General features: G+C 71.5%; 17 protein-coding genes and 1 pseudogene. 4 read left to right on the top strand and 14 right to left on the bottom strand.

Features of this window, described 5'->3' with window-relative positions; all coding sequences use genetic code 11:
* Window positions 1-24: 24 nt before the first annotated feature.
* On the bottom strand, window positions 25-1,284 hold the full coding sequence (locus AC1DIW_RS10550; RefSeq protein ID WP_478108011.1) for a class I SAM-dependent RNA methyltransferase: 1,260 nt from the start codon (window positions 1,282-1,284) through the stop codon (window positions 25-27).
* On the bottom strand, window positions 1,281-3,242 hold the full coding sequence (locus tag AC1DIW_RS10545) for an APC family permease (protein WP_442278398.1): 1,962 nt from the start codon (window positions 3,240-3,242) through the stop codon (window positions 1,281-1,283). Before AC1DIW_RS10545 ends, AC1DIW_RS10550 begins: the two co-directional genes overlap by 4 nt.
* A gap of 158 nt (window positions 3,243-3,400) precedes the next feature.
* Here AC1DIW_RS10545 and AC1DIW_RS10540 point away from each other — a divergent pair, with 158 nt between their 5' ends.
* Both AC1DIW_RS10540 and AC1DIW_RS10535 read left to right on the top strand, forming a co-directional pair.
* On the top strand, window positions 3,401-4,063 hold the full coding sequence (locus AC1DIW_RS10540) for a potassium channel family protein (RefSeq protein WP_442278227.1): 663 nt from the start codon (window positions 3,401-3,403) through the stop codon (window positions 4,061-4,063).
* A 23-nt stretch (window positions 4,064-4,086) separates the two neighbouring features.
* Window positions 4,087-4,773 carry a potassium channel family protein gene (locus AC1DIW_RS10535; protein ID WP_442278228.1) on the top strand — a complete coding sequence of 229 codons (687 nt, stop codon included), beginning with the start codon at window positions 4,087-4,089 and terminating at the stop codon, window positions 4,771-4,773.
* Window positions 4,774-4,815: 42 nt separating this feature from the next.
* Here the strand turns inward: AC1DIW_RS10535 and AC1DIW_RS10530 are convergent, their stop codons facing one another.
* The 5 genes and pseudogenes from AC1DIW_RS10530 to AC1DIW_RS10510 form a co-directional block, all read right to left on the bottom strand.
* Window positions 4,816-5,562 carry a DUF3159 domain-containing protein gene (locus AC1DIW_RS10530; RefSeq protein ID WP_478108008.1) on the bottom strand — a complete coding sequence of 249 codons (747 nt, stop codon included), beginning with the start codon at window positions 5,560-5,562 and terminating at the stop codon, window positions 4,816-4,818.
* Window positions 5,555-5,950, bottom strand: a complete 396-nt coding sequence (locus tag AC1DIW_RS10525) for an OB-fold nucleic acid binding domain-containing protein (RefSeq protein WP_442278230.1) — start codon at window positions 5,948-5,950, stop codon at window positions 5,555-5,557. Before AC1DIW_RS10525 ends, AC1DIW_RS10530 begins: the two co-directional genes overlap by 8 nt.
* A gap of 43 nt (window positions 5,951-5,993) precedes the next feature.
* On the bottom strand, window positions 5,994-6,800 hold the full coding sequence (locus AC1DIW_RS10520) for a DUF3710 domain-containing protein (RefSeq protein WP_478108006.1): 807 nt from the start codon (window positions 6,798-6,800) through the stop codon (window positions 5,994-5,996).
* A gap of 211 nt (window positions 6,801-7,011) precedes the next feature.
* A pseudogene (dut, locus tag AC1DIW_RS10515) lies at window positions 7,012-7,461 on the bottom strand (dUTP diphosphatase); the annotation flags it as partial.
* A gap of 53 nt (window positions 7,462-7,514) precedes the next feature.
* On the bottom strand, window positions 7,515-7,814 hold the full coding sequence (locus tag AC1DIW_RS10510) for a DUF4193 domain-containing protein (protein ID WP_442278232.1): 300 nt from the start codon (window positions 7,812-7,814) through the stop codon (window positions 7,515-7,517).
* Between the two features lie 349 nt (window positions 7,815-8,163).
* Between AC1DIW_RS10510 and AC1DIW_RS10505 the strand changes: the two genes are divergently transcribed.
* Window positions 8,164-8,349 (top strand): hypothetical protein, encoded by a 186-nt coding sequence (locus AC1DIW_RS10505; protein WP_442278233.1) that lies wholly within the window; start codon window positions 8,164-8,166, stop codon window positions 8,347-8,349.
* Window positions 8,350-8,466: 117 nt separating this feature from the next.
* On the opposite strand, the gene AC1DIW_RS10500 is transcribed toward AC1DIW_RS10505, so the two are convergent.
* The 3 genes from AC1DIW_RS10500 to AC1DIW_RS10490 are packed head-to-tail and all read right to left on the bottom strand — an operon-like array spanning window position 8,467 to window position 11,208.
* Window positions 8,467-9,351, bottom strand: coding sequence for an inositol monophosphatase family protein (locus AC1DIW_RS10500; protein ID WP_478108004.1), 885 nt, complete (start codon window positions 9,349-9,351; stop codon window positions 8,467-8,469).
* Between the two features lie 8 nt (window positions 9,352-9,359).
* Complete coding sequence (locus AC1DIW_RS10495; protein WP_478108003.1) at window positions 9,360-10,514, bottom strand: ferrochelatase; 1,155 nt, start codon at window positions 10,512-10,514, stop codon at window positions 9,360-9,362.
* A gap of 58 nt (window positions 10,515-10,572) precedes the next feature.
* On the bottom strand, window positions 10,573-11,208 hold the full coding sequence (locus AC1DIW_RS10490) for a trimeric intracellular cation channel family protein (RefSeq protein ID WP_442278236.1): 636 nt from the start codon (window positions 11,206-11,208) through the stop codon (window positions 10,573-10,575).
* A gap of 165 nt (window positions 11,209-11,373) precedes the next feature.
* On the opposite strand from AC1DIW_RS10490, the gene sepH reads away from it, so the two are divergent.
* The gene (gene sepH / locus AC1DIW_RS10485; protein WP_478108000.1) at window positions 11,374-12,924 is read left to right on the top strand and encodes a septation protein SepH; all 1,551 of its coding nucleotides are present in this window, start codon (window positions 11,374-11,376) and stop codon (window positions 12,922-12,924) included.
* 87 nt (window positions 12,925-13,011) lie between these two features.
* Here sepH and AC1DIW_RS10480 read toward each other — a convergent pair whose 3' ends face one another.
* The 4 genes from AC1DIW_RS10480 to AC1DIW_RS10465 form a co-directional block, all read right to left on the bottom strand.
* The gene (locus AC1DIW_RS10480) at window positions 13,012-13,704 is read right to left on the bottom strand and encodes a thymidine kinase (protein WP_442278238.1); all 693 of its coding nucleotides are present in this window, start codon (window positions 13,702-13,704) and stop codon (window positions 13,012-13,014) included.
* Window positions 13,705-13,715: 11 nt separating this feature from the next.
* Window positions 13,716-14,864, bottom strand: a complete 1,149-nt coding sequence (locus tag AC1DIW_RS10475) for an alkaline phosphatase family protein (RefSeq protein WP_478107998.1) — start codon at window positions 14,862-14,864, stop codon at window positions 13,716-13,718.
* A gap of 22 nt (window positions 14,865-14,886) precedes the next feature.
* Window positions 14,887-15,486 (bottom strand): DUF5998 family protein, encoded by a 600-nt coding sequence (locus tag AC1DIW_RS10470; protein WP_442278240.1) that lies wholly within the window; start codon window positions 15,484-15,486, stop codon window positions 14,887-14,889.
* Window positions 15,487-15,596: 110 nt separating this feature from the next.
* Window positions 15,597-18,296, bottom strand: a complete 2,700-nt coding sequence (locus AC1DIW_RS10465; protein WP_478107997.1) for a bifunctional acetate--CoA ligase family protein/GNAT family N-acetyltransferase — start codon at window positions 18,294-18,296, stop codon at window positions 15,597-15,599.
* Window positions 18,297-18,323 lie beyond the last annotated feature (27 nt).

Raw genomic sequence — 18,323 nt, 5'->3', positions numbered from 1 at the left:
CGTGCCCGTGACGCAGCCGCGTCGTCAGCCCTCCGGAGGCTCCAGGACGGCGATGCACTCGACGTGGTGCGTCATCGGGAACGCGTCCCAGGCCTCGAGCGAGACGAGCCCGTAGCCGTGTGTCGCAGCGGCCTTGACGTCGCGCGCGAGCGCCGAGGGATCGCACGCGACATAGACGACCCGGCGTGGAGCCATCCGGGCGAGCAGACCCATGACGTCCTTGCCCGCCCCCGTGCGCGGCGGGTCGAGCACCGCGAGGTCGGCGGTGACGTCCTGTCCCACGAGCGACCGCAGCTCGCGGTCGACCCGGTTGGCGCGCCACTCGACGTTGTCGAGGTGCTCGGTGTTGACGACCCCGTTCTCCACCGCCACCCGGTCCCCCTCGACCCCGAGGACGAAGCCGTCGGGTGCGACGAGCTCGCCGAGACGCATCGTGAACAGGCCCGAGCCGGCATACAGGTCGATCACGCGGTCACCGGGGCGCGCCTCGAGCAGGGCCGTGACCCGGGAAAGGAAGGTCGAGGCCGCGCCCGGGTGGACCTGCCAGAAGCCACGGGCAGACACGACGTACTCGCCCTCCCAGTCGCCGTCCCGGGCGAGCTCGCCCACGAGCCCACCACCGGCGCTCGCACCATCGGGTGCGGGCAGCGGGACGAGCACCGGCTCGTCCGGATGGGCGGCGTCGACGACATCGACCGACTCGACGTCGGGCCACTCGGTGTCGAGAACGCCGGAGTCGATGACTGCCCGCGTGGCGATGAGGCAGTCGTCGAGCCGCACGATGTCGCGGGATCGGTGCCGCCGCAGGCCGGCACGACCAGACTCGTCGACGGCGAACTCGACGCGGGTGCGCCACCGCAGACCGTCCTCGTCGCCCGGCACTCGCCGCACGTCCACCTCGACCTCGAGGCCGGCGATCCGCGCGAACTGCTCCCTCACGACCGCCGCCTTGAGCGCGCGCTGCGTCTCGAGGGACGCGTGCTGGAAGTCGCACCCACCGCAGAGGCCCGGGGCGGCATACGGGCACGGGGCGGGGACGCGGCCCGGAGCCGCCTCGAGCACCTCGACGGCGTCGGCGCGCACGAAGCTGTCGCCCACCCGTCCCTCGGTGACCCGCGCGACGACGCGCTCGCCGGGCAGCGTGTGGCGCACGAAGACGACCTGGCCCTCGTGGCGCGCCACGCAGTGTCCTCCGTGGGCCACCGGCCCGACCTCGACGGTCCACTCCCGGCCGACGAGCGACTCACCACCGGCAGCGCGCTCGCGGGTCTGGCGCCCGCTCACAGCGCCCCGCCGCGCACGGACCCGCTGATCGGCGGCTCGTCGATCCAGTCACGCTCGGCGCCCTCGGACGACTGGAGCTGCCACGGCACGCTGACGACCATGACGCCCGGCGTGAAGAGCAGGCGGGCCTTGAGTCGCAGGGCGCTCTGGTTGTGCAGCACCTGCTCCCACCACTTCCCGAGGACGTACTCCGGGAGGTAGACCGTGACGATGTCGCGCGGGTTGCCGCTGCGGATCGAGCGGACGTAGTCGAGGATCGGCTTGGTGATCTGGCGGTAGGGCGACGACAGGACCTTCAGCGGCACCGGGATCTCTCGCTGGTCCCACTCGTCGAGCAGGGACTGGGTCTCATCGGGGTCGACGTCGACCGTGACGGCCTCGAGGTAGGACGGTCGGCTCGCACGGGCGTATGCGAGTGCGCGCATCGTGGGCTTGTGCACCTTCGAGATGCAGACGATGGCGTGGACGTGGCTCGGCAGCAGCGGGCGCTCGACGTCCCAGTCGATGGCGAGCTCGTCCCGCACGCGGTTGTAGTGCTTCTTGATGCCGAGCATGAGCACGAAGAGCACGACCATCGCGAGGATGGCGTACTTCGCGCCGGCCTGGAACTTCGTGAGGAGCACGACGACGAGCACGATCCCCGACATCGCCGCACCGACCGCGTTGATGACGCGGGAGCGCTGCATCCGCGCCCGCTCCTTGGCGTCGCGCTCGAGCGTGAGGTTGCGCGTCCAGTGCCGCACCATGCCGATCTGGCTCGTCGTGAAGGAGACGAACACCCCGACGATGTAGAGCTGGATCAGCGCGGTGACCTCGGCCTTGAAGACGATGACGAGGACGATGGCCGCCCCGGCCAGGATGAGGATGCCGTTGCTGAAGGCGAGCCGGTCGCCGCGGGTGTGCATCTGGCGGGGTAGGTATCCGTCCCGCGCGAGGATCGAGCCGAGGACCGGGAACCCGTTGAAGGCGGTGTTGGCGGCGAGGACGAGGATCAGGCCGGTGACGATCGAGACGAAGATGACGCCGAGGTGGAAGTTGGCGAAGACCGCCTCGGAGAGCTGACCGATCACCGTCTGCTGCACGTAGGAGTCGCCGACCGGCTTGCCGTCCCGGTAGAGCTGGGTGGCAGGGTTGTCGGCGATCTTGATCCCGGTCCACTGGCTGAGCACGATGATCGACCCGAGCATGGTGACCGACAGCGCGCCCATGAGCAGCAGGGTCGCCGCGGCGTTGTCGCTCTTGGGTTTCTTGAAGGCAGGCACGCCGTTGGAGATCGCCTCGACACCTGTCAGGGCGGCGCAGCCGGACGAGAACGCCCGCAGCAGCAGGAAGGCGGCAGCGAGGCCGGTGAGGCCCTGGCCCTCTTCCGGCTTGAGGGTGAGGGGGGCGCTCGCGGCGGGGGCCAACGTGCTGGCGAAGTGCTGGATGATGCCGTAGATGCCCATGCCGATGATGGCGAGCATGAAGGCGTAGACGGGGACGGCGAAAGCCTTGCCCGACTCGCGCACGCCGCGCAGGTTCATGGCCGTGAGGAACGCGATCAGGGCCACGGCCACGATGACTTCGTGACCGCGGACGAACCCCAGCACCGTGGCGGCGTTCTGCACACCGGAGGAGATCGACACCGCGACCGTCAGGACGTAGTCGACGAGCAGGGCGCTTGCGACGGTGAGTCCAGCACGAGGCCCGAGGTTGACCGTCGCCACCTCGTAGTCGCCACCCCCCGAGGGGTAGGCGTGGACGTTCTGGCGGTACGACGCGACGACGACGACCATGACGAGGACGACGGCCACGGTGATCTGCCAGCTGTGCGAAGCGACGAAGGCGCCGCCGGCCAGACCGAGCATGAGCAGGATCTCGTCGGGGGCGTAGGCCACCGACGACAGCGCGTCGCTCGCGAAGATCGGCAACGCGAGCCGCTTGGGCAACAGCGTCTCCCCGAGCTTGTCGCTGCGCATCGCGCGGCCGAGGAGGAGGCGCTTGAACAGCGATCCGGTACCGGGCACGACGACACTGTATGCCGGATCGTGACGACGCACCGACCCGCTCAGGCCCGCTCGCCGCCGCCACGGAACCTGCCCGAGAACGTATGCCGTCACGGTGTAGCGTCGCGTCCGTGCACTTCGTCATCATGGGATGCGGCCGCGTCGGGTCGACCCTCGCCCGCACCCTGGGCCGAGGCGGTCACGACGTCGCCATCATCGACGCCGACGCGTCGGCCTTCCGTCGGCTCGGCACCTCCTTCGAGGGCCAGACCGTCACGGGCATCGGCTTCGACCGAGACACCCTCGTGGCAGCGGGCATCCGGGACGCCTACGCCTTCGCCGCCGTGAGCAGCGGCGACAACTCCAACATCCTCGCGGCCCGCGTGGCGCGCGAGACGTTCGGGGTCGAGCACGTCGCCGCCCGGATCTACGACCCGCAGCGCGCCATGGTCTACCAGCGGCTCGGCATCCCGACCGTCGCCACCGTGCGGTGGACGTCCGACCAGATGATCCAGCGGCTGCTGCCCCAGGGCGCCGTCCCCGAGCTCACCGACCCGAGCGGCAAGATCGTCATCGCGGAGGTGCCGCTGGCCGAGGCCTGGGTCGGTCGGCACCTCACCGAGGTCGAGGAGCAGACCGGCGCCCGCGTCGCCTACGTCACCCGGCTCGGGGAGGGCACCCTCCCCCGCCCCGACATGGTCGTGCAGCAGGGCGACCTCGTCCACCTCACCGTCCCCCGCGACGACCTCGCTCGTGTCGAGCGGCTCTGCGACCAGGCCCCGGCCCCCCACTGACCGGCTCAGGAGAAGAAACCCCCATGCGCGTCGTCATCGCCGGAGCCGGAAGCGTCGGCCGCTCCATCGCCCGTGAGCTGCTCGGAAACGGGCACCAGGTCCTGCTCATCGACAAGGACGCCGACGACGTCCAGGCCTCACGTGTGCCCGAGGCGTCGTGGCTGCTCGCGGACGCCTGTGAGCTCGCCGCCCTCGAGGAGGCGCGGCTCGAGGAGTCGGACGTGTGCGTCGCCGCCACCGGTGACGACAAGGCCAACCTCGTGCTCTCCCTGCTGGCCAAGACGGAGTTCGGCGTGCCGCGCACGGTCGCCCGGGTCAACAACCCGAAGAACGAGTGGATGTTCGACGAGTCGTGGGGCGTCGACGTCGCGGTGTCGACCCCCCGGCTCATGACGGCGCTCATCGAGGAGGCCGTGAGCATCGGCGACCTCGTGCGCATCTTCGAGTTCCAGCAGGGCCGCGCCTCGATGGTCGAGATCACTCTCCCCGAGGGCAGCCCGTTCGCCGGCCGGCGCGTCGGCGACGTCGACTGGCCCACCGACACCGTGCTCGTCGCGATCATCCGCGAGGAGCGTCCGCTCGCTCCGACGCCGGACGACGCGATCGAGGCCGGCGACGAGCTGCTCTTCATCACCACGACCGAGCAGGAGGACCGCCTCCAGGACCTCGTGGCTCCCGGCGAACGGCACCACGCCGACAGCGAGAGCTGAGTACGACCGTCCCCGCAGGGCTCCTGACCCAGGGGGCAGGCGTCAGGCCAGGCGATTCGGGTCGATCGGCGTGCGACCGCGCATCAGGATGGCGCCCATGGCCGTGATGGCGACGAGGTAGGCCGGGAACCCGAGCGCCACCTTCGCGACGCCGAGCGCCGCCACCTGCTCGGCCAGATAGAGCGGCACCATGATGGCCAGCCGCACGACGTTGAGAGCGACGAGCACCCACGTCAGGCGCGCCGCCACCGTGACGATGCCGGCGTGCTTGCGCCACCAGGACGGGTCCTTGGCGAAGGCCTCAGGCTCGGCGATGCCGACGACGAAGCCGAAGAGCGGCCACCGGGTCAGGTTGGTCACGAGGAAGAGGACGAGTAGCCCGGCGTTCTGGAGCATCCCCGGCAGGAAGGCGTCCTCGGCCTTGCCGGACCGCAGCGCGAAGAACGCCGAGATGCCTACGCCGACAGCGGCGTAGGCGATGAACTTCGGGTCCTGCCGCTGCACGAGGCGCAGCAGGAGCAGCAGGACGACGCAGCCGCCGGCGACGAGAAGCGTGGTGCGCAGGTCTTGGGTGACCATCCAGGCGATGGTGAAGGCGAGCACGGGGATGGCCGTCTCGACGGCGCCGCGCCAGCCCCCGATGGCGTCGGACAGCTTGTCGCGCAGCAGCTCCTCGACGGTGTCGTAGCGGCGCAGGTCGGCCTCGGAGCGCTCGACTCCGTCGCCCTCCTCCGCCCGGTCCTCTGCCCGGTCCCCTGCGCCCGACATCGTGGCGTCGCCGTCAGCCATGCGTCTGTCCTGCCCTGCCGATGAGCTCGTACGCGGGGTTGAACATCGTCATGACCTTCCGGCGTCTGGTGATGCGGCCGGTGGCCCGGATCTTGACGCCCGGGACGATGCCGGCGATGCGTCGTCGGCCCAGCCACACGAGGTGGAGCGACTCGGTGCCGTCCCAGATCTCGACATCGAGTGCCGGGGTCTCCTCGCGGGGCCGCAGCGTCACCGAGCGCACATCGCCCGCAACGGTGACCGTGGTGCGCTGGGGTGCACCGCCGATGTGGACCACTCCGTCGAGGACCGATGACTCGTGACGGAGCTCGGCTGCCTCGAGCTCGTGCGCGGATCGCGTCAACCGCTCGGTGAGCCGCCGCAGGGCGCTGGGCTGGCCCGTGCTCACGGCCGCGACCCGCCTCGCAACGGGGCCGGACACGGGCCGGCCATCAGCGGACCTCGGTGATCTCGGGGCCGCGCTCGAACGGGTTGAGGTCGGGGCCCTCCGTGGCGCCGGTGGTGTCGGCGCCCTCGGCCTGGTCCGCGCCCTCTGCATCGGGCAGGCGCAGCGGCAGCAGCTCGCGCGGCGGCATGGCCTCGTCACCTCGGTCGATGACCGCGGTGCGGATGACCTCGTGGACCGCGTCGGCGGCAGCAGGCTCGATGGCGGCCCGACCCGAGACGACGGCACGGAGGAACCAGCGGGGACCGTCGACGCCGACGAAACGAGCCGGCATGAAGACGGTGCGGCCGTTCTGGTCCGCCTGCGGCATCCGCGTGAGCAGCTCCTCCCCGAACTCACCCGTGAGGACCTCGGCGGTGCCGCCGGCGTCGACGATGCTCGCGGCGATCTCGTTGCGGATGTCGACCCACACGCCTTCGGTGCGCGGCGCGGCGAAGGCCTGCAGCTGCACGGCCGACTCGCCGATCACCGCGGTCACACCCGTGATCTGCTGCTCCTGCTCGTTGACCTCGAGGCGCAGCTCCATGCCCTGGTGCCCGCGCAGCCAGATCGCGCCGAGGTTGAGGTAGTCGCTGTCATCGTCGACCGCGCTCCGGTCGAGCGGGCCCGCGGCGCCGTCGCGGCCCCCGGCCACTCCGTCCGTGCCAGCGTCCGTGTCACCGTTCGCGTCGTCGTTCCCCTCGTCCACGGCCTGGTCCTGCCCGATGGGGTCGAACCCGCCGTCGGCCGGATCTGCGTCCACGGAACCGGTGTCCGTGCGGTCCTTCGACTTGCCCCGGCTGAAGAGTCCCACGTCATTCCGTCCTTTGAGTCCTGCTGTCCGGCGGGCGTCGTGCCCATCCGGAGTGGTGGTCGTCGTGGCGCCGACGCAGCGCCCGGCGCACCGTATCCGATGATCACGCCTCGCGGGGCGTCTCCCCCGTTGTCTGCCCCGTTGTCTCCCTCTGCGTCTCCCTCTGCTGCGTCTCCCCCAGTGTCGGCGTGGTCGGCGAGGTGGCGCCCCCGGGACCGAAGCCGCCGGTGGATCCATGTCCAGTGTCCCCCCGACCGGTCTCGTCGAGCGAATCCACCTCGACGAACGTCGCCCGCTCGACGCGCTGGACGACGAGCTGGGCGATCCTGTCGCCGCGGCGGACCGTGAACGGCTCGGACCGGTCGAGGTTGACGAGGTTGACGAGGATCTCGCCGCGGTAGCCCTCATCGACGGTCCCGGGCGCATTGACGATCGAGATCCCGTGGCGGGCAGCGAGCCCCGACCTCGGGTGCACGAAACCCGCGTGGCCGGCCGGGAGTGCCAGCGCGACGCCCGTGGGGACGAGCACGCGCTCGCCCGGCTCGATCGTCACGTCCACCCGCGCGCACAGGTCCGCGCCGGCGTCGCCCGGGTGGGCGTAGGAGGGCAGGGGCAGGTCCGGGTCGAGCCGCCGGACCGGGACAGCACAAGGGTCGGTCACGAGGACCGACCCTACTGGCTCCAGGACCTGCTGCTGCCTGGTCGCAGGTGCGCTCAGGCGGCGCACTCCGTGCAGATCATCACGCCGTTGCTCTCCTTGGCGAGCTGGCTGCGGTGGTGGACGAGGAAGCAGCGTCCACAGGTGAACTCGTCAGCCTGCTTGGGCAGCACGCGGACCGACAGCTCCTCGCCGGAGAGGTCGGCACCGGGGAGCTCGAAGCCCTCGGCCTGCTCGGTCTCGTCGACGTCCACGCTGGACGACGTCTTGTCGACCCGACGTGACTTCAGCTCCTCGATGGAGTCCTCGTTCAGGTCGTCGTCAGTCTTGCGTGGCGCGTCGTAATCGGTTGCCATCTGGTTGTCTCACTTCTACTCGTGATGCGCCTTGCGGTGTGTGACGCGGAGAACGCTCACAGGCTCCCACTTGTTCCCGTGGGACCCTCGCCGTCAACGTCCTTGTCAGCAGCGACGAAACATGTCCGCGTGCCGCGTATGGTGCCCCATCCCCACAGCGTTGTCACCTTGCCCGACCCAAGGCCTGAGACGGAGGCGGGACGCATCCCCCACGCCTGCCGTTTTCGGACCAAGAGTTCACCGCGCCTTTGCCTTTCACCGACTGTCGGGGGTGGACATTGGGGGTCCCACGGCGCGGTAGGGTCTTCGGACTCGACCGATCGACAACCCAGGCCCGGAGGTGGCACCCATGACCGAGTTCGTCGACCAGATCAGGCAACGCGTCAACGACACGCTGGGCGACCTTGCCGACGCGCGCAGGGCGGATGACGACTTCCGGGTGCAGGTGCACACCGGAGAGCTGGAGTCCTTCGCCCGCCTCGCCGCCGAGAACGGCATCCGCGTCCCCGGGCTCGAGCCGTTCCAGGCGGCGTGAGCCCGGTCCGCGGTGCAGGGAGTGGGCGTATGCCGCCCGCTCCCCAGGACGAGAGACGCCCCCCTCGGCACAGCCGGGTGGGGCGTCTGTCGTATGTGGACGGGGTGACGGGGAAGGTCAGTCGGCGACGTCACCCTGGGTGACGAAGAGGGCCCGCACGTCCTCGACGAGTGCTGGGCCGGCGGCCACGGTGAGGGCCTTGCCCGGTGCGCTCTCAGCCCCCTCCCCCGCGCCGACGACGACGCCACCTGCCTCCTCGACGACGAGCCAGCCGGCCGCCAGGTCCCAGGCGTTGAGGCCGCTCTCGGCGTAGGCGTCGACGGAGCCCTCGGCGACCCGGACGAGGTCGAGAGCGGCGCTGCCGATGCGTCGGATGTCGCGGACGAGTGGCAGCACCCGCAGGAGGACCTCGGCCTGACGACGGCGCACCGCAGGGTCGTAGCCGAAGCCGGTCGCCAGCAGGGAGCGCCCGAGCCGATCCTCGGCCGACACCGAGAGACGGATCGGCGCGGTGCCGGCGGTCCGGTCCTCCGGGCTGGTCCAGGCCCCGGTGCCGCGACCGGCGTGGTGCACGAGACGCAGGCTGGGGTCGGCGACGGCCCCCGCCACTGGCGCCCAACCGCCTTGGGAGCGGGCGTCGCCGACGACGACGGCCACGGACACGGCATACGCGGGGATCTCGTAGAGGTAGTTGACGGTGCCGTCGATCGGGTCGAGCACCCACGTCAGGCCGGACGTCCCGACGACGTCGACCCCCTCCTCCCCGAGGATGCCGTCGTCGGGGCGGGCCTGCTGGATGAGCCGGTGCAGCAGCTCCTCGGAGCGCCGGTCCATGACGGTCACGACGTCGGTCTCGCTCGACTTCGTCGCGGCCACGCCCATGCGCTCCGGCCGCTCGTCGCGGATGAAGCGTGACGCCTCGGTGGCGACGTCGATGCAGAGCCTCTCCAGCTCCTCGACGCTGACACCCTCGGGCAGTGCTGGCGACGTGTGAGTCGTCATCGCCGGCCTCAGTCGCTGCCGCACAGGGCGGGTCGCGCCTGGCGCAGGTTCGGGCAGCAGCCGGGGGCACACACCGACGGCATCCGACCCTCGAACTGCGGGACGTCCTCGCCGCGCGCCTCCGCGGCACGCTCGAGCAGAGCGTCGACGAGGTCGCTCACGAAGACGGCGTCGGTGCCGACGGTCGGGACGCGGACGTGCGTCAGCCCCAGCTCGTCTGCCGTCGCCTGCGCCTCGGTGTCGAGGTCGTAGACGACCTCCATGTGGTCGCTGACGAACCCGATGGGCGCCGTGACCACGGTGCGGACCCCGGCGGCCGCGAGCTCGCGCATGCGGTCGTTGACATCGGGCTCGAGCCACGGCTGGTTCGGCGGTCCCGAGCGCGAGCAGAAGACGAGCTCTCCCGTCAGGTCGCGGCCGAGGACGCGGTTGGCCTCGTCGGTCAGCCGGGACGCCAGCGCCAGGTGCTGACGCTGGTAGAGGTTGCCCTCGCCATCACCCGGTCCGGACGTGTCGTCCATGGCCTCCGGGATGGAGTGCGTGACGAAGAGCAGGGCGATCTCAGAGTCCGGGGCGCCATCGAGGGCACGGAGCGAGCGCACCAGCTCACCGCCGTTGGCCTCGGCGAACCCGGGCCGAGGGGCGTACTGGGCGACCTTGTCGATCTGCAGCTCGATGCCCTCGTCGGCGACGGCGGCAACAGCGTCGGCGAGGTTCTCGCGGTACTGCCGGCACGACGAGTAGCAGGAGTAGGCGCTCGTCGTCAGCGCGACGACCCTCCGGTGGCCGGCCGCATGGCTCTCGCGAAGGGCGTCGTCGATGAAGGGCGCACTGTTGCGGTTGCCCCAGACGATCGGCGCGTCGATGCCACGGGCGTCGAGCTCGGCTCGCAGCGTGGCGATGAGGGCACGGTTCTGGTCGTTGATCGGGCTGCGGCCACCGAAGTGGTGGTAGTGCGCGCCGACGGACTCGAGCCGCTCGTCCGGGATGCCGCGGCCGGCGGTGACCCGTCGGAGGAAGGGCATGACCTCGTCGGGACCCTCGGGGCCGCCGAAGCCCAGCAGGAGCACGGCGTCGTACGGCTCGAGCGGGGAGCGCTCGTCGGAGGCCGAGGGTTCGGACTCGGGAGTGGGCTCGGGGGTGGGTGCTGCGTCTGGTGTCATGTCTCCGCCATCGGTCGTGAGCAGGGTCTGTGGTTGCGCCTGTCGTTCGGCGCGCGCGCTACGTGGGATGGGAGCGCAGGGGCGTCGGGGCGTTGAGGTGGAGGCGCACCGCGAGCATCCTCAGGGCGAAGACGACCCCGGCTGCGGTCCACAGCACCCAGTCCTGCAGCGACCCGAGCTGGGCCGCGACGACGACGACCACGGAGCCGAGCATCGCCGGCACGGCATACAGCTCGCGTCGCAGCACCTCGGGAACCTGGCCGGCGAGCACGTCACGCACCACGCCGCCACCGACGGCGGTGATGACGCCGACGAGGACTGCGGCAATGGCTGACACCCCCGGTGTGGTCACCGCCTTGAGGCTGCCCGCGACGGCGAAGGCACCGAGGCCGGCCGCATCGAGGACTCGGACGAAGCGGGTGATGCGCTCGACGCCGGGATGGAACAGGAAGGTCACCAGGCCGCCCAGGGCAGCGGCGGTCAGCAGTCGCCAGTCGCTGATGCCGACCGGCGGGATGTCGCCGATGAGAAGGTCGCGCACGATGCCGCCGCCGAGGGCAGCGGCGCACGCGAGCACGAGGACCCCGAAGAGGTCGAAGCGTTTCTTGACGGCGACGAGCCCGCCGGACAGCGCGAAGACGAACACGCCGACGAGGTCGAGGGCGAGCTGCGCGGACGCGAATGAGGTGGGCATGCCAGAGCAAACGGTACCTGTGCGGCGTGGGCGCTTTGGCGTCCACCCGAGCCGGTGGCATGCTCGACTGCACGGCGCACCGGTGTGAGCAGAACTCCACCCACCGGAGCCGCCGGCGCGCACATCAGGCACGACCACGCAGACTCGTTACCGGGAGACCCACCCATGCAGCACCTCAGGCTCGTCGGCGTCCACGAGGACGGACTGCACCTGCTGCTCGCCGACGACGAGGGCAACCGCTTCACCGTCCCCCTCGACGAGGCCCTCCGTGCCGCGGCACGGCGCGACCGTCCGCGGCTCGGCCAGCTCCAGATCGAGATCTCCGGCGGTCTGCGCCCCAAGGACGTCCAGGCGATGATCCGGGCCGGCATGACGGCCGAGGAGGTCGCGGAGCGTGCAGGCTGGAGCGTCGAGAAGGTCCACCGTTATGAGGGACCGATCCTGGCCGAGCGCGAGCACGTCGCCAGCCTGGCCCGTCAGGTGCGCCTGCGTCCCCGCGGCGGCTCGTACGGCGGCGCTCCCACCCTCGACGCCCGGGTCGCCGAGCGCCTCCGCACCCGTGAGATCGACGCCGACAGCGCCCAGTGGGACTCGCGGCGCACCGACAAGGGCGCCTGGACCGTGCTCCTCCTCTTCAACGCCGGCGGCCGACAGCGCGAGGCCGCTTGGTCGTTCGACCCGCTGGCCCGCACGGTGTCGGCGGTCGACGACGAGGCCCGCTGGCTGAGCGAGGACGAGGACCAGCAGGCACCGGGCCCCATCCCCGCCCCGCACCTCGCGGCGTCCACCCGTCCGAGCCGCGTCTACGACGTCGAGGCAGAGGGTGGCGTCGGCGCGTCGGCGCGTCGCCGCGAGGGCGAGACCGTCGACCTCATGGCGGCCATGCGCGAGCGGAGCGCACAGCGCGGACGTCGGCGCCGCCCGAAGTCCACCGAGGTGCCCGGGCTCGACGAGGCGCCGGAGGAGGCACTCCCCCTCGAGGAGGTCGCCCGCGACCCCCGCGACGAGCTACCGCCGCCGGCCCACACCCACCCCGAGGACGACCCGGAGGTCGTCAAGACCGGCACGGTCGAGGAGCGGGTCGGTGCCGAGGCCGCCCAGCGCAAGGTGCGTCGCACCGAACCCACCCAGCCCGTGCGCCAGGTGCCCAGCGGTCCGGCCGAGGCCGACTCCGCCTCCCCGGTGGACGCCCCCGCTCACCCTCCGGCCGAGCCGGGAGATCTCTCCGGGGGTGACGAGACCGACGGACGCGCCGACAGCAGCGACGATGCAGGCGAGGCATCGACGGAGACGGACGCCGTTGACGCCGTTGACGCCGTGGACGCCGTTGACGCCGTTGACGCCGTGGCTGAGGACGCCGCAGAGTCCGCGGAGTCCACAGCCGCGGTCGGCGACGAGGACCCGCACGAGACGGGTTCCGGACCCGAGGCACACGACGAGCCCGATTTCGAGGAGCGACCCCTCCGTCCGGCAGTGCGCCGGCGGCCGGAGCCGCAGCCGGTGTCCCGCACGGCAGCAGAACGCCCTGGTGGCAGCAACGACACCACGGGCTCCGACACCTTCGACGAGGGCGGCGACAGCCTCGAGATCATCGAGGAGCGCCCACTGGCTCCGCGGGCGAAGCCGGCTCCCCGCCCCGCGCCGGCAGCGCGCAGGTCGGGCCGGCCGAGCGTGCCGAGCTGGGACGACATCATGTTCGGCCGCAAGAACGAGTGACCTGACCCGCTGACGCCCCGACCGGCACACCCGGCCTACCCCCCTTCCCGCGAGAGCGAGCGGGACGGCATACGGCCTCGGGAGGGCTCAGTCGGCCTGCGTGATCGGCAGGGGCGGCAGGGGGCACACGTCGAGGTCGAAGGGCAGCACCTCGGGCGACACGGCGGCGGCTCGGGCGGCGTGCGAGGTCATCCGACGCATGTAGTGCCGGCGGCAGAGCACCTCGTACTCGACGACACCCGTGGTCCCCGGCTTCGTGTCGCCGACGACGACCTGCTCGCCCTCGACGACCATGCCCCCGTCCATGACGCGCGCGTTCGTCGTGGCCCGGCGGCCGCACCAGCACAACGCCTCGACCTGGAGGACCTGCACGCGGTCGGCGAGCTCGATGAGCCGCTTGCTGCCGGGGAAGAGCTCGGTGCGGAAGTCGGCGGTGATCCCGAAGGCGAAGACGTCGACGTCCATCTCGTCGACGATGCGCGCGAGCTGCTCCACCTGGTCACCGGTGTAGAACTGGGCCTCGTCGCAGATGAGGTAGTCGATGCGCGTCCCAGCCGTGGCCCGCCCGACGATGGCCTCCCAGAAGTCGAGGTCGTCGCCGACCTCGAGCGCACCCGTGGACAGACCGAGGCGCGAGCTGAGGACGTTGCTTCCGGCTCGGTCCATCTTCGTGAAGATGAGGCCGACCCGACCACGCGCGCCGTGGTTGTGGTCCATCTGCAGGGCGAGGGTCGACTTGCCACAGTCCATGGTTCCGGAGAAGAAGACGAGCTCAGCCACGAGGCACCACCCTAGGCGCCGCGGCGCGGTGGCACCACGACCACCGGCACGGCGAGTTCCGCATCGCTGGTCGACCCATGCAGGCCGAGCAGCGCGACGACCTCGGGCCTCATGAGTCCCGAGTGGACGACGGCGAGGGAACCGCTCATGGCGACGACGAGGTCCCCGATCCGGCCCTCGACCTCGAGTCGCACCGGACCGAGCCAGCCCTCGTCGACGAGCCTCTCGCGGCTGAGGATCCGGGCCCCGAGGCCGAGGCGCGACGCCCACGCGGCCTCGACGTCCGCGGTCGCGCCCTGCTCGGTGTAGAGCTGCAGGTTGCGCGGCTCGCCGCCGAGGTGACGCACGCCGGCCATGAGCGCCGGCTCGTGCACGAGATCGAGGCGGTCGTGGAAGGGGACGTCGACCATGCCGTGGTCGGCCGTGACGACGATCGACGTGTCGTCCGGCACCCGCGCAGCAAGCTGCCGCAGGGCGGCGTCGACGGACTCCACCTCGTCGCCCCACTGCCACGACTGGCAGCCGTGCACGTGACCGACCTTGTCGACCTCGCCCCAGTAGAGGTAGACGAGCGAGCGCGGCGCCGCGCGAACGGCGGCCACCGCGGCGTCGACGCGGTCCTCGAGTGAGCGCGCCGCGCGGAAGCGACCACCGCGCAGCGCCGCGGTGGTGAGGCCCGACCCGTCGAAGTAGTGCGGACCGACCATCGTCACCGACACACCGTCGTTCTCGGCGGCCTCGAAGACGGTCTCGTTCGGCTGCCAGGCCCGGGGGTCGGGTCCGCCCTCCCACGACAGCTCGTTGAGCAGCCGGTCGGTGGCCGGGTCGAGGACCTGCATCCCGACGAGCCCGTGGGACCCCGGCGGGAGGCCCGTGCCGAAGGTCCCCATCGACGTCGCGGTCGTCGAGGGGAACCCGCAGGGCACCCGGTGCGCGGTCGGGAGGTGGCTGCGGAGGAAGGGCGCGTGGCCGCTGCGCTGGCGCAGCAGGTCATGCCCGAGCCCGTCGACGAGGACGACCACCGTGCGCGGGACGGCGGGCAGCTCGAAGACGTCGCGACCGGCATACCGCCTCACCCCGAGGCGGTCGGCGACCGAGGGCAGCACGGACGCGAGCGTGCCGGCGGACCAGTCGGTCGGCGCGGGGGCGTCGGCAGTCACATCGGGAGCCACGGCGCAGCGGTCAGCGGGCCGTGCCGCCGCCGATGCTCGCCGAGAGCACCCGGGCGAAGTGCATGGCCCGGCCCACGGCGTCCTCGCCGTCGGCGGCCGAGCTGATGCGCAGCGAGATGTCGTCAGAGGCGATGGTGCCCTCGAAGCCGTGGTCGGCCGTGCAGTCGGGGTCGCCGCACTGGGCAGGGATCATGTCGAGCCGGCTGACGGCCCCCCACCCGAGGGTCAGCGTGAGGTCACGTCCGTGGGTCCCGGGCGTGAAGGTGTCTGGCTGCCCCACGACGTGGGTCAGCATGACGCCGCGGACGGCGGCGAGCGGCACCGTCTCGGTGGTGGCCGTGGCCATGAGCTTGTCCTCGGACTCGGCATGGTCGTCGGCGTGGGCGATGACGAGACGCAGCGGGGTGACGACGAGGACGGTCACGTGCCGACGCACGGTCTCGTGGTCGAAGGTCGTCTCCTGGTGCACGAGGTGTGAGACGACCTCGTCGTCGGCGATCGCGGACTCGACGACGTCGCAGACGAGCGAGGGGTAGTAGCCGGCTCGGGTGATCGCCTCGGTGAGGTCTTCGGGAAGGGCCCGGCCGGTGCCCGGAATGGCGCGTCGCATGACCCCATCCTTGCACTCGTGCGCCGCGGAGCCCGCCGGGCCGCCCACAGCCCCCACGCAGGGCCGCCACAGCCCGGCGTCGCTCGCTCCTGCCGTGCCCCCGGACGAGGTCAGGTCATGCGCCGCCGGCCCGGGTCCTTGCGCACGAGCGGCGGGCGCACGACGACCTCGGCGCCGAGGACGTCGACGCCCCCGGTCCAGGCGTTGACGGGGTTCAGCTCCACCGACGAGAGCTCGGGGTGGTCGTCCGCGAGCACGGACAGGCGGGCGATGAGGTCGGCGAGTGCGGCCCGGTGCACGGGAGCCGCGCCCCGGTGACCGCTGAGCAGCGGTGCCGCCTTGACGCCGTCGATGAGGTCGGTGACGTCGACGTCGGTGAGCGGCGGGATGCGGTGCGCCACGTCGCCGAGCAGCTCCGTGGGAGGCCCGGCGACGGAGAAGCTGACGACCGGCCCGAAGAGCGGGTCCTCGCTCGCACGGATGACGCAGGAGACGCCGGGCACGGCCATGCGCTGCACGACGAAACGGTCAGCCCCCAACGGCCCCAGCCGCTGGGTGAGCGAAGTGTGTGCGTCGCGGACCGCCTCGGCGTCGACGAGGTCGCCGCGGACGCCGACGAGGCCGGGCTGGTGGCGGACCACCGGCGACGTGGACTTGAGGATGACGGGATACGTCAGCTCCGTCGCGGCGGCGACCGCGGCGTCGACTCCGGAGACCTCGACCGCCGGCCAGACGCGTATGCCGTAGGCACCGAGCAGCTCGCGCGTCTCCTCACGCGTGAGCGCGCGCCCCTCCGGACTCCCGGCGAGGTATGCCGCGATGAGCGCCTCGGCGCGGGGGCGGTCGATCCCGACCGGGGCGACCTGGGTGCCACGGTCGCGCTGTCGCCACATGGCGTAGCGGGTGACGGCGTTGAGGGCCCGGATGCCGTCCTCCGGCATGGAGTAGGCCGGCACGGACCGACGGATGCCGTTCTGCTCGTAGGAGAGCCCGTCGCCGACACCCCGCATCCCGAGGAACGTGGCGACACACGGCTTCTCGTGATCGGCGACGATCGTGCGCACCGCCATGTGCACCTCCTCGTCCTGGGTCACGAGAGGCGGGATGAATGCCGCGACGACGCTGTCGACCTCGGGGTCGGCGAAGGCGGCGTCGAGCGCGGCCGCGAACTCCTCGGCGGACGCCTGCGGCGGCAGCGACACCGGCCCGTGGGTGACCTGCAGGCCCCAGCTGACGCAGGCGCTCGCGCTGAGCGCCCCGAGGGCGTCGGAGTTGCCGACGATGGCGACACGGTCCCCCTTGGGGAGCGGTTGGTGCAGGGTCAGCTGCGCGACGTCGAAGAGCTGGTGGACGTTCTCGACGCGGATGACGCCGGCCTGCCTCAAGAGGGCGTCGAACGCCTGCGGCGGGACGTTGGTGACGCGGGTGCGGTGACCGGGTGGGGCGGCGAAGCTCGAGACGCCCGAGCTCACGACGATGACCGGCTTGACGGCCGCGAGCGCACGGGCGATCCGCGAGAACTTGCGTGGGTTGCCCATCGACTCGAGGTAGAGGCCGACGGTGTCGGTCTCCTGGTCGTCGATCCAGTACTGCATGAGGTCGTTGCCCGAGACGTCGACACGGTTGCCCGCGGAGGCGAAGACGGAGATGCCCAGGCCGCGTCGCGCGGCCGACGCGAGCACTGCGACCCCGAGGGCGCCGCTCTGCGCGAAGAGGCCGAGCCGACCGGATCGTGGGATGACCGTGGCGAGCGTCGCGTTGAGCCGCACGGCGGGGTCGTTGTTGATGAGGCCGAAGCTGTTGGGGCCGACGACACGCATCCCGGCACGGCGCACCCGACGACGCAGCTTCTCCTGCAGTCGGATTCCCTCCTCGCCGGCCTCGGCGAAACCGGCCGAGAGGACGAGCAGCGCCTTGACGCCGGCCTTGCCGCAGTCCTTGACGACGTCGATGGCCTGCGCGGCCGGGACGACGACGACGGCGAGGTCGACGGGCTCGGGCACGTCGTGGATGCTCGGGTAGGCCTTGAGACCCTGGATCTGGTCCGCGACGCGGTGGATCGGGTAGATCTCGCCCTGGAAGCCCGCCGCGAGGATGTTGCGCATCACGAGGGCACCGATGGACTCCTCGCGCCGGCTCGCGCCGATGACGGCGACCCGCTCGGGGAAGAGGATCATGCGCATGCTGAGAGCCTCGGCACGGTGCTCGCGCGAGAGCTGGACCGCCTTGCTCTGCTCGGTCGGCGAGATGTCGAAGGACACCTCGACGACACCGTCCTCGATGTGGTGGGTGACCTCGTAGCCGGCCTCCTTGAAGACCGTGAGCATCTTGCGGTTCTGCGGGAGCACCTCCGCGACGAACCGGTTGATCCCCATCTCCTGCGCGATGGCCGCCAGGTGCTCGAGCATGACGGAACCGATGCCCTTGCCCTGGTAGTGGTCCGAGATGTTGAAGGCGACCTCGGCCGAGCCTGGGTCGATGCGGTCGTAGCGACCGATGCCGATGATCTCGCCGTCGAGGGTCGCGACCAGGGCCACCCGGTCGCGGTAGTCGACGTGCGTGAACCGGTAGATGTCCCGCTCGCTCAGCTCGCGCAACGGCGCGAAGAACCGCAGGTAGATGGACTCCGCGGACTGCTGACTGTGGAAGTGACGGATGCCCTCGGCGTCGTCGGGCGTGATGGGGCGGACGTGGGCGACCGTGCCGTCCCGGAGCACGACGTCCGCCTCCCACTCGACCGGGGCACCGGTGGCCTGCGCCGAGACGCGCTCGATCGCACCGGTGTCGTCGCTGAGCTCGCCACCCTCCATGGGGTCATCGTGTCACGCCGACTTGCG

The organism is Terrabacter sp. 01T434 (assembly GCF_056398545.1).
Note: the sequence above shows the minus strand (reverse complement) of the source record. Positions and strands in the feature narration are given on the sequence as shown.

Bases quoted from the DNA above. Each gene is read 5' to 3' on its own strand.
- AC1DIW_RS10465 (WP_478107997.1), bottom strand. From the start codon at position 18,296: ATGGAGGGTGGCGAGCTCAGCGACGACACCGGTGCGATCGAGCGCGTC.
- AC1DIW_RS10505 (WP_442278233.1), top strand. From the start codon at position 8,164: ATGACCGAGTTCGTCGACCAGATCAGGCAACGCGTCAACGACACGCTG.
- AC1DIW_RS10495 (WP_478108003.1), bottom strand. From the start codon at position 10,514: ATGACACCAGACGCAGCACCCACCCCCGAGCCCACTCCCGAGTCCGAA.
- AC1DIW_RS10490 (WP_442278236.1), bottom strand. From the start codon at position 11,208: ATGCCCACCTCATTCGCGTCCGCGCAGCTCGCCCTCGACCTCGTCGGC.
- AC1DIW_RS10470 (WP_442278240.1), bottom strand. From the start codon at position 15,486: ATGCGACGCGCCATTCCGGGCACCGGCCGGGCCCTTCCCGAAGACCTC.
- AC1DIW_RS10510 (WP_442278232.1), bottom strand. From the start codon at position 7,814: ATGGCAACCGATTACGACGCGCCACGCAAGACTGACGACGACCTGAAC.
- AC1DIW_RS10530 (WP_478108008.1), bottom strand. From the start codon at position 5,562: ATGGCTGACGGCGACGCCACGATGTCGGGCGCAGGGGACCGGGCAGAG.
- AC1DIW_RS10500 (WP_478108004.1), bottom strand. From the start codon at position 9,351: ATGACGACTCACACGTCGCCAGCACTGCCCGAGGGTGTCAGCGTCGAG.
- AC1DIW_RS10545 (WP_442278398.1), bottom strand. From the start codon at position 3,242: ATGCGCAGCGACAAGCTCGGGGAGACGCTGTTGCCCAAGCGGCTCGCG.
- AC1DIW_RS10535 (WP_442278228.1), top strand. From the start codon at position 4,087: ATGCGCGTCGTCATCGCCGGAGCCGGAAGCGTCGGCCGCTCCATCGCC.
- sepH (WP_478108000.1), top strand. From the start codon at position 11,374: ATGCAGCACCTCAGGCTCGTCGGCGTCCACGAGGACGGACTGCACCTG.